Origin of the sequence: Pseudomonas alkylphenolica (assembly GCF_016009175.1) — a bacterium.
GTDB classification, from domain to species: domain Bacteria; phylum Pseudomonadota; class Gammaproteobacteria; order Pseudomonadales; family Pseudomonadaceae; genus Aquipseudomonas; species Aquipseudomonas alkylphenolica_B.
The window spans coordinates 43092-51668 of the sequence record NZ_JADUCM010000035.1 but is presented as its reverse complement, the minus strand read 5'-3'; the positions used below and the strand labels follow the sequence as shown (position 1 = coordinate 51668).

Sequence of the window (8577 nt, the reverse complement as noted above, 5' to 3'; positions counted from 1 at the left end):
CTCCTACAAGGAGCCGGCTTTCTGGCGATGCAATTGCTTACTCGACCGTGGTGTCGAACTGGTCCTTTATGTATTTGATCTCGGTGCGCCCGTGCGCTGCCGGCAAACCATCTTCGCCCAGGTTGACGAAGACCATCTTGTCTACCGTCAGGATGCTCTTGCGGGTGATCTTGTTGCGCACTTCACACTTGAGGGTGATAGAGGTGCGGCCGAATTCGGTGGCGGTGATACCCAGCTCGATAATGTCGCCCTGACGCGACGCACTGACGAAGTTGATCTCCGAGATGTACTTGGTGACCACACGCTGGTTACCCAGCTGGACGATGGCATAAATCGCCGCCTCTTCGTCGATCCAGCGCAGCAGGCTGCCGCCGAACAGGGTGCCATTGGGGTTGAGGTCTTCAGGTTTTACCCATTTGCGGGTGTGAAAATTCATAACTGCTCCTGACCATCTTGCCAATTGATGACGCTAATGATGGCAGAGCTCGCCCCCCGCCTCCATTTAACATCGACTATGGTCTCGATTAATCGACAGAAAGCCTTGGGCAGATGCGCAGGCACGGCTATAATCGCCATCGCTTGAAAAACGGTCATCTGCACTTGATACCGTTCCCGCCACCTGTCCGAGGGGCGCTGCAGCAGGTTCTACCTGTCAGGCTCGGATGGGGCGTTGTCTGGCCAGGCCTGCCTGCCGACACTAAACGCACAACGGCGCCCATTCGCACATTACGAATGGAGGCTCTTCATGAGCGCTGTAAACACGCCTGCCGGTTTTACCGATTTCAAAGTCGCTGACATCTCCCTGGCTGCATGGGGCCGTCGCGAGACCATCATCGCCGAATCGGAAATGCCTGCACTGATGGGCCTGCGCCGCAAGTACCTGCAAGAGCAACCGCTCAAGGGTGCGAAGATCCTCGGCTGCATCCACATGACCATTCAGACTGCCGTGCTGATCGAAACCCTGGTTGCCCTGGGTGCCGAAGTACGCTGGTCGTCCTGCAACATCTTCTCCACTCAAGACCAGGCCGCTGCTTCCATCGCCGCTGCCGGTATCCCGGTATTCGCCTGGAAAGGTGAAACCGAGGAAGAGTACGAGTGGTGCCTGGAACAAACCATCCTCAAGGACGGCGCCCCATGGGACGCCAACATGATCCTCGACGATGGCGGTGACCTGACCGAACTGCTGCACAAGAAATACCCGGCCGTTCTGGATCGCGTTCACGGCGTGACCGAAGAAACCACCACCGGCGTTCACCGCCTGCTGGACATGCTGGCCAAGGGCGAGCTGAAAATCCCGGCCATCAACGTCAACGACTCGGTCACCAAGAGCAAGAACGACAACAAGTACGGCTGCCGTCACAGCCTGAACGACGCCATCAAGCGCGGTACCGACCACCTGCTGTCCGGCAAGCAAGCGCTGGTCATCGGTTACGGTGACGTGGGCAAGGGCTCCGCCCAGTCGCTGCGTCAGGAAGGCATGATCGTCAAGGTCACCGAAGTCGACCCGATCTGCGCCATGCAAGCCTGCATGGACGGCTTCGAGCTGGTTTCGCCGTTCATCGACGGTATCAACACCGGTACCGAAGCAAGCATCGACAAGGCACTGCTGGGCAAGATCGACCTGATCGTGACCACCACCGGCAACGTCAATGTTTGCGACGCGAACATGCTCAAAGCCCTGAAAAAGCGCGCTGTGGTGTGCAACATCGGCCACTTCGACAATGAAATCGATACCGCTTTCATGCGCAAGAACTGGGCCTGGGAAGAAGTCAAACCGCAAGTACACAAGATCCACCGTACCGGCGCTGGCGAATTCGACCCACAAAACGACGACTACCTGATCCTGCTGGCCGAAGGCCGCCTGGTCAACCTGGGTAACGCCACCGGTCACCCAAGCCGCATCATGGACGGCTCATTCGCCAACCAGGTACTGGCGCAGATCTTCCTGTTCGGCCAGAAATACGCCGACCTGTCGCCTGCGCAGAAGGCCGAGCGCCTGACCGTTGAAGTGCTGCCGAAAAAACTCGACGAAGAAGTGGCCCTGGAAATGGTCCGCGGCTTCGGCGGCGTAGTGACCCAGCTGACTCAGCAGCAAGCCGACTACATCGGCGTGACTGTTGAAGGGCCGTTCAAGCCGCACGCCTACCGCTACTGATGGGCCAAAGCCGGTGACGCCTCAAGCGTCACCGGCTTTTTTCTGTAAGCCAGCCACAGCGCTGGCCTGCTTGATCGGTTTACCAGGATTTCGCCATGTCTCAGGAACGTCGTTACAGCTTCGAGTTCTTCCCGACCAAGACCGATGCTGGACATGAAAAACTGCTCGCCACTGCCCGTCAGCTGGCCAGCTACAACCCGGATTTCTTTTCCTGCACCTACGGTGCCGGTGGTTCGACCCGTGATCGCACGCTGAACACTGTGCTGCAGCTGGAAAGCGAAGTGAAGATCCCGGCCGCACCTCACCTGTCGTGTGTCGGCGACAGCAAAGACGACCTGCGCAGCCTGCTGGCCCAATATAAGGCCGCCGGCATCAAGCGCATCGTTGCCCTGCGTGGCGACCTGCCTTCGGGCATGGGCATGGCCAGCGGTGAGCTGCGCTATGCCAATGAACTGGTCGAGTTCATCCGCCAGGAAAGCGGCGACCACTTCCATATCGAAATTGCCGCTTACCCAGAGATGCACCCGCAGGCGCGCAACTTCGAAGATGACCTGAACAACTTCGTGCGCAAGGCCAAAGCCGGTGCCGACAGCGCCATCACCCAGTACTTCTTCAACGCCGACAGCTACTTCTACTTCGTCGAGCGCGTACGCAAGCTGGGCGTAGACATTCCTGTCGTACCGGGGATCATGCCGATCACCAACTACAGCAAGCTGGCGCGCTTCTCTGACGCCTGCGGCGCCGAGATCCCGCGCTGGATCCGCAAGCAACTGGAAGCCTACGGCGACGACGTCCAGAGCATCCAGGCCTTTGGTGAAGACGTCATTACCCGCATGAGCGAACAACTGCTGCAAGGCGGTGCGCCAGGGCTGCATTTCTACACCCTGAACCAGGCAGATCCGAGCCTGGCGATCTGGAACAACCTCAAGTTGCCCCGCTGATCGACGCAATTTACCGTTAGTAACAATTGATGCAGATTTTGGACGGGCCTTGGCTTACGCTAAGGCCTTTCTGCAATTTACAACTAACGGATTATTGCGCCACCATGCCCCAAGGACATACCTCTACTCACCCGCAACTTGTTTACCTGGTATTCGGGGCCAAAACCTATCATCAAGAAGCACAGTTCAGCATCGTCAGCGCGTTGGCCAACCTGCGCAAGACACCCGGTGAGGCCCTGGACATCCAGGTCTACAGCGACGACCCTGAGCCCTACCAACAACTTCCGGTAACCGTCCACCCGCTCGACGCCGCTACCCGTGAAGCCTGGAACCAGCCCTACGGCTATCATTTTCGCAGCAAGCATGTCGTCCTGCGCCAGGTACTGGCCCAGGCACCGATGGCCGTGCTGATCGATACTGACACCTTCTTCCATCAGTCGCCCATCGAACTGTTCCGTCGCGTTGCACCCGGTACATTGCTGTGCAATGCCATCGGCAGCACCTATGGCGCGGACAAACAGTGCCCGCTGTTCCAGCGCCTGGCGTCGATGCTTGAAACACGCGGCCTGGCCGATCAGCACATGCCCCTGCTCAATTCCGGAGTGATCGGGCTGACACAACAGGATGCGCCGTTGCTTGATCGCTCCGTCGCCCTGATGGACGAGTACTACCCGCACGCCAATGGCGCCTACACGCTGGAAGAGTTCTGCCTGTCCGTTGCCGCCTACCGCAGCATGCAGGTCAATCAGTGCACCGACCTGATCCATCACTACTGGAGCCGCAAGCAGCTGTTCCGCGCCAAGGTTCAGGCCTGGCTGGCCAAGCACCAGCACGCACCGCTAAGCCGCGAAGCCCTGGAAGATGTCACCAAGGTCAACGCGCAACTGCCCAAGCCGCCCGCCTTGCAGCGTCTGGGTTACAAAGCCTTGAGCCTGACCCTGCCGACCGAGCAGCGCCAGTTCCTGCGCGAGTTGATGTATGGCTGCTACGAATACCCCAACGAATTCGACCGCGCCAGCGCCCCCGCCTGGTGGGACAAGGCGCTGGCCAACCTCAACGCGCGCCACCCACAACCCGTGTGTCAGAACAAGCTGAAGCAGTGGTTCGACCACCCTGGCATGCGCCTGAGCCTTGGCAGTAAACGTCGGGCAGTGCGTGACTCCCTGTTAAAGCGCTCACACCACTGAACGCCTTGCCAACGCTGTGCGCACGTCTACTAGCCATAGCCGTGCGCACGTCGTAATCTCCCGCCATGCCCGATTTCACCCGCCTGTTTACCGTCCTGTTGCTCACTTGCCTGAGTACGTTTGCCCATGGCGAGAAACTGCGCATCGTCACCGAGCCCTGGGCGCCTTATGTGTACCTGGAAAACGGTCAGGCCAAAGGCATCGACTACGAAGTGACCGTCGAGGTGTTCAAGCGCCTGGGCGTGGAGGTGGACTGGCAGTTCCTGCCCTGGAAGCGCTGCCTGGCGATGATCGACCAGGGCCTGGCCGATGGCATTCTGGATATATTCCAGACCGAAGAGCGCGACCACTACCTGCACTACCCCGACGAGCCTTTGTCGGAAGTGGCCTTCGTGCTGTTCTATGCCAACGCCCGCCCTCATTCGGTAAAGCGCCTGGAAGACCTGGACGGGTTAACCATTGGCACCTCGCCTGGCTACACCTACTCGACCGCCTTCAATGAGTCACCGCGGTTCAAGCGCGAGCCGGCACCGACCCATGAAGCCAATTTTGGCAAACTGCAGCGGGGTCGTATCGATCTGCTCATTACGGACCGCCGCGTTGGTCGATTTGTAGCCAACGAACTGGGCCTGGCGCAGGAGGTCAGCGAACTGCCACTGGTCGTCAACAGCCAGCAGCAGTACCTGGCCATACGCCGCAACACCGGGATGGATGCACTGGCCCATCGTTTCGCCGAAGAACTGCGCCGGTTCAAACGTGAACCCGCCTATGCAGCCCTGAATGCCCGCTACGCCAGCATGGGTGATAAATTTCCACCCACCGTTGAGCAGCAGGAAAGCGGCACGCCGTGATTGCTCTGTTATACTCGGGCCTTCCCGCCAGGCTTACGCCCGGACGCTTGGCCTTGCAAAAGGCATCCCGACCGGCAGGACAGCGCGGCCAAGAGCCCGCCCGCCACATTCCGGATGCGCATTGAAGGCCCTGCTGGACCGGACGCGATAGCATCACCCGATGCCCGTCGCGCCAGGCAAGATTATCCCATCGGGCTTAGCCCCCACTAAGAACAGGATTACTCATGTCCTTTGCTTCCCTCGGTCTCTCCGAGGCTCTAGTCCGCGCCATCGAGGCCGCAGGCTATACCCAGCCCACTCCGGTGCAACAGCGGGCCATCCCCGCCGTGTTGCAAGGTCGCGACCTGATGGTTGCCGCCCAGACAGGTACTGGTAAAACTGGCGGTTTCGCACTGCCGATCCTTGAACGCCTGTTCCCGGGCGGTCACCCCGACAAATCCCAGCGCCATGGCCCTCGCCAGCCGCGGGTTCTGGTGCTGACCCCTACACGTGAACTGGCCGCCCAGGTACACGACAGCTTCAAGGTCTATGCCCGCGACCTCAAATTCGTCAGCGCCTGCATCTTCGGTGGTGTTGGCATGAACCCACAGGTTCAAGCCATGGCCCGTGGCGTCGATGTGCTGGTGGCCTGCCCTGGCCGCCTGCTCGACCTGGCCGGCCAAGGCAGCGTCGACCTCTCCCACGTCGAAACCCTGGTGCTGGACGAAGCCGACCGTATGCTCGACATGGGCTTTATCCATGACGTGAAAAAGGTCCTTGCGCGCTTGCCTGCCAAGCGTCAGAACCTGCTGTTCTCGGCGACCTTCTCCAAGGACATCACCGAGCTGGCCGACAAGCTGCTGCACAACCCCGAGCGCATCGAGGTAACGCCGCCCAACACCACGGTCGAGCGTATCGAGCAGCGTGTTTACCGCCTGCCGGCCAGCCACAAGCGCGCACTCCTGGCTCACCTGATTACCACCGGGGCCTGGGAGCAAGTACTGGTGTTCACCCGCACCAAGCATGGCGCCAACCGCCTGGCCGAGTACCTGGAAAAGCACGGCCTGACCGCTGCTGCCATCCACGGCAACAAGAGCCAGAATGCCCGCACCAAAGCCTTGGCCGACTTCAAGGCCGGCACCGTGCGCATCATGGTTGCCACCGATATTGCCGCCCGGGGCCTGGACATCGACCAGCTGCCACACGTCGTCAACTTCGAGCTGCCCAACGTTGAAGAAGACTACGTGCACCGTATCGGCCGTACTGGCCGCGCTGGTCGCTCCGGTGAGGCCATCTCGCTGGTCGCTCCCGACGAAGAGAAGCTGCTCAAGAGCATTGAACGCGTTACCCGGCAGAAGATTGCGGATGGCGACCTGATGGGCTTTGACGCCTCCAAGGTAGAAGCCGAGAAGCCGGAAACCCGTGAACGGCCGCAAAACAATCCTCGCGGTGGCCGTGGCCAACGCGCTGACGGCACCAACAGCAGCAACGGTGGCCGCAAGGACAAAGGCAAGGATCAGGGCAAGGACAAAGGTCGCGACAAGGACAAGGAAAAAACCGCAGAGAAATCTGCTGGTACCGGTGGTCGTCAGGAGCGCAAGCCACGCGACAACAAAAAGCCTCGCCAGGCGCAGTCAACCCAGGCAGGCGCACCGTCGATCCCGGCGGATCGTGACCCGGAAGAGTTCCTGGATGATGAAGTAGACAACTTCGGCAACCGTGCCGACTACGTCAGCCCTTACCAGAACAAAGGTAATCAGGGTCGCAACCGTCGCCCGGGTGCTCCGGCTCAAAGCGGTACCGGCACAGGCGGCCAGCCACGTACCGGCACAGGCGGCGGTGCAAACCAGGGCCGCAACAACGGCCCGCGCAGCGGCGCAGGTGGCTCGGCCAACGGTGAGAAGCGCGGTGGTTCGCGCAACGGCGGCGGTGGCCAGCAGCGTCGTGATGGCGGTGGTGCCCGCAATCGCCGCCCAGGCAGCGACACTCCGTCGAGCGAGCCTGCCGTGCGCAACCCGCGAGAAGGTCAGCCGCAACCGAAGATCATGCACAAAGAGTCGAAAATCGACCGCTTCCCGACAGCCGAACAGCTTGAGCAACTGCCAAGCCGTCCGCGTGGCGAGAAGCCGGCACTACTGACGCGTAACCGCTGATTCAGTGACGCACCAAAAAAAAACGCCGCCCCTAGGGGCGGCGTTTTTGTTGGTGCGGGTTGCAATGTTACTTCTGCTTCACACCTTCGACCGAGATATCCAGGTCCAGGGTCTGCGAAGCCGGGCCTGGGCCTTTGATGCCGAAGTCGACCAGGTTCAGGGTGGTAGTGGCGTTGAAGCCAGCGCGCTCGCCGCCCCATGGGTCTTTGCCTTCACCGACGAAGGTCGCTTTGAACACTACCGGCTTGGTCACACCGTGCAGGGTCAGGTCACCGGTCACGTCAGCAGTTTTCTCGCCGGTCGATTTGACTGCGGTGGAGACGAACTTGGCCTCCGGGAACTTCTTCACATCGAGGAAATCTGCGCTGGCGATGTGCTTGTCACGCTCAGCGTGGTTGGACCAGACGCTGGCAGTTTTCAGGTCGACTGCAATCTTACTCGCTTCAGGCTTGGCGGCATCCCACGAGAAGGTGCCATCGAAGTCCTTGAACGTACCGTGGATGAAACTGAAGCCCAGGTGACCGATCTTCCAGTCAACGAAAGCGTGCTGACCTTCCTTGTCGATCTTGTAATCGGCAGCCATGGCCTGACCAGCCGACAGCAGAGCAGTACCGAGCGCCAAAGCGGCAAAAGTCTTTTTCAACATGCGTCTATATCCCTTTGGAGTTGAGGTTGAACATCAAGCTTTGCGGCCCAGCATGCGCTTGAGGGTCGCGTCACGGTCGATAAAGTGGTGCTTCAGGGCTGCCAGGCCATGTAGACCGGAAAAAATCACCAGGCCCCACGCCAGATACAGATGGATCTCACCGGCAATATCCGCTTGATCAGGCAGGTTGCTGACCAGCGCCGGCACCTCGAAAAGGCCGAACACCGGAATGCCTACACCGTCGGCAGTGGAAATCAGATAACCCGCTATCATCACTGCAAACAGACCGACATAGAGCAGCGCGTGGCCGAACGTGGCACCCACGCGGGTTAACTTGCTGTAGCTCGGCAGTGCCGGCGGTGGCGGGCTGATGAAACGCCAGAGCACCCGGAGCAGCATCACGCCCAGCAACACCAGGCCGATGCTCTTGTGCAGGTCCGGAGCGTCTTTGCGCCATGCGCTGTAGTAGTCCAGACCGACCATCCACAAGCCCAACGCGAACAGCCCGAAAACAACCAGCGCCACACCCCAGTGGATGACGATGCTGACAAGGCCGTAACGAGAGGATGAATTGCGCAGTTGCATTGCCGTGCTTCCCTGAAAGAACTGTGCCCAAGACTAACGAGTTATCTATCGAATTAAAGCCGAAAATTTTGCTTTGAAAT

Annotated in this window: 8 protein-coding genes and 1 riboswitch; of the genes, 5 read left to right on the top strand and 3 right to left on the bottom strand. The window is 59.9% G+C overall.

Translation table 11 applies throughout. From position 1 onward, the window contains the following. Positions 1-37: 37 nt before the first annotated feature. Complete coding sequence (locus tag I5S59_RS22720; protein WP_197878574.1) at positions 38-436, bottom strand: acyl-CoA thioesterase; 399 nt, start codon at positions 434-436, stop codon at positions 38-40. Positions 437-619: 183 nt separating this feature from the next. Next, positions 620-724: riboswitch (S-adenosyl-L-homocysteine riboswitch) on the top strand. A 21-nt stretch (positions 725-745) separates the two neighbouring features. Between I5S59_RS22720 and ahcY the strand changes: the two genes are divergently transcribed. From ahcY to I5S59_RS22695, 5 genes are all read left to right on the top strand, one after another. Next, entirely contained in the window at positions 746-2155 is a 1410-nt protein-coding gene (gene ahcY, locus I5S59_RS22715) for an adenosylhomocysteinase (RefSeq protein WP_128321625.1), read from the top strand. Between the two features lie 95 nt (positions 2156-2250). Then, positions 2251-3096 (top strand): methylenetetrahydrofolate reductase [NAD(P)H], encoded by an 846-nt coding sequence (metF, locus tag I5S59_RS22710; RefSeq protein WP_197878573.1) that lies wholly within the window; start codon positions 2251-2253, stop codon positions 3094-3096. A 104-nt stretch (positions 3097-3200) separates the two neighbouring features. Further along, positions 3201-4283, top strand: a complete 1083-nt coding sequence (locus tag I5S59_RS22705) for a hypothetical protein (RefSeq protein ID WP_197878572.1) — start codon at positions 3201-3203, stop codon at positions 4281-4283. A gap of 65 nt (positions 4284-4348) precedes the next feature. Next, on the top strand, positions 4349-5134 hold the full coding sequence (locus tag I5S59_RS22700) for a substrate-binding periplasmic protein (RefSeq protein ID WP_197878571.1): 786 nt from the start codon (positions 4349-4351) through the stop codon (positions 5132-5134). A 224-nt stretch (positions 5135-5358) separates the two neighbouring features. After that, complete coding sequence (locus I5S59_RS22695; protein ID WP_197878570.1) at positions 5359-7266, top strand: DEAD/DEAH box helicase; 1908 nt, start codon at positions 5359-5361, stop codon at positions 7264-7266. Positions 7267-7333: 67 nt separating this feature from the next. Here the strand turns inward: I5S59_RS22695 and I5S59_RS22690 are convergent, their stop codons facing one another. Continuing rightward, positions 7334-7912 carry a YceI family protein gene (locus I5S59_RS22690; RefSeq protein WP_197878569.1) on the bottom strand — a complete coding sequence of 193 codons (579 nt, stop codon included), beginning with the start codon at positions 7910-7912 and terminating at the stop codon, positions 7334-7336. A 33-nt stretch (positions 7913-7945) separates the two neighbouring features. Further along, the gene (locus I5S59_RS22685; RefSeq protein ID WP_197878568.1) at positions 7946-8497 is read right to left on the bottom strand and encodes a cytochrome b; all 552 of its coding nucleotides are present in this window, start codon (positions 8495-8497) and stop codon (positions 7946-7948) included. Positions 8498-8577 lie beyond the last annotated feature (80 nt).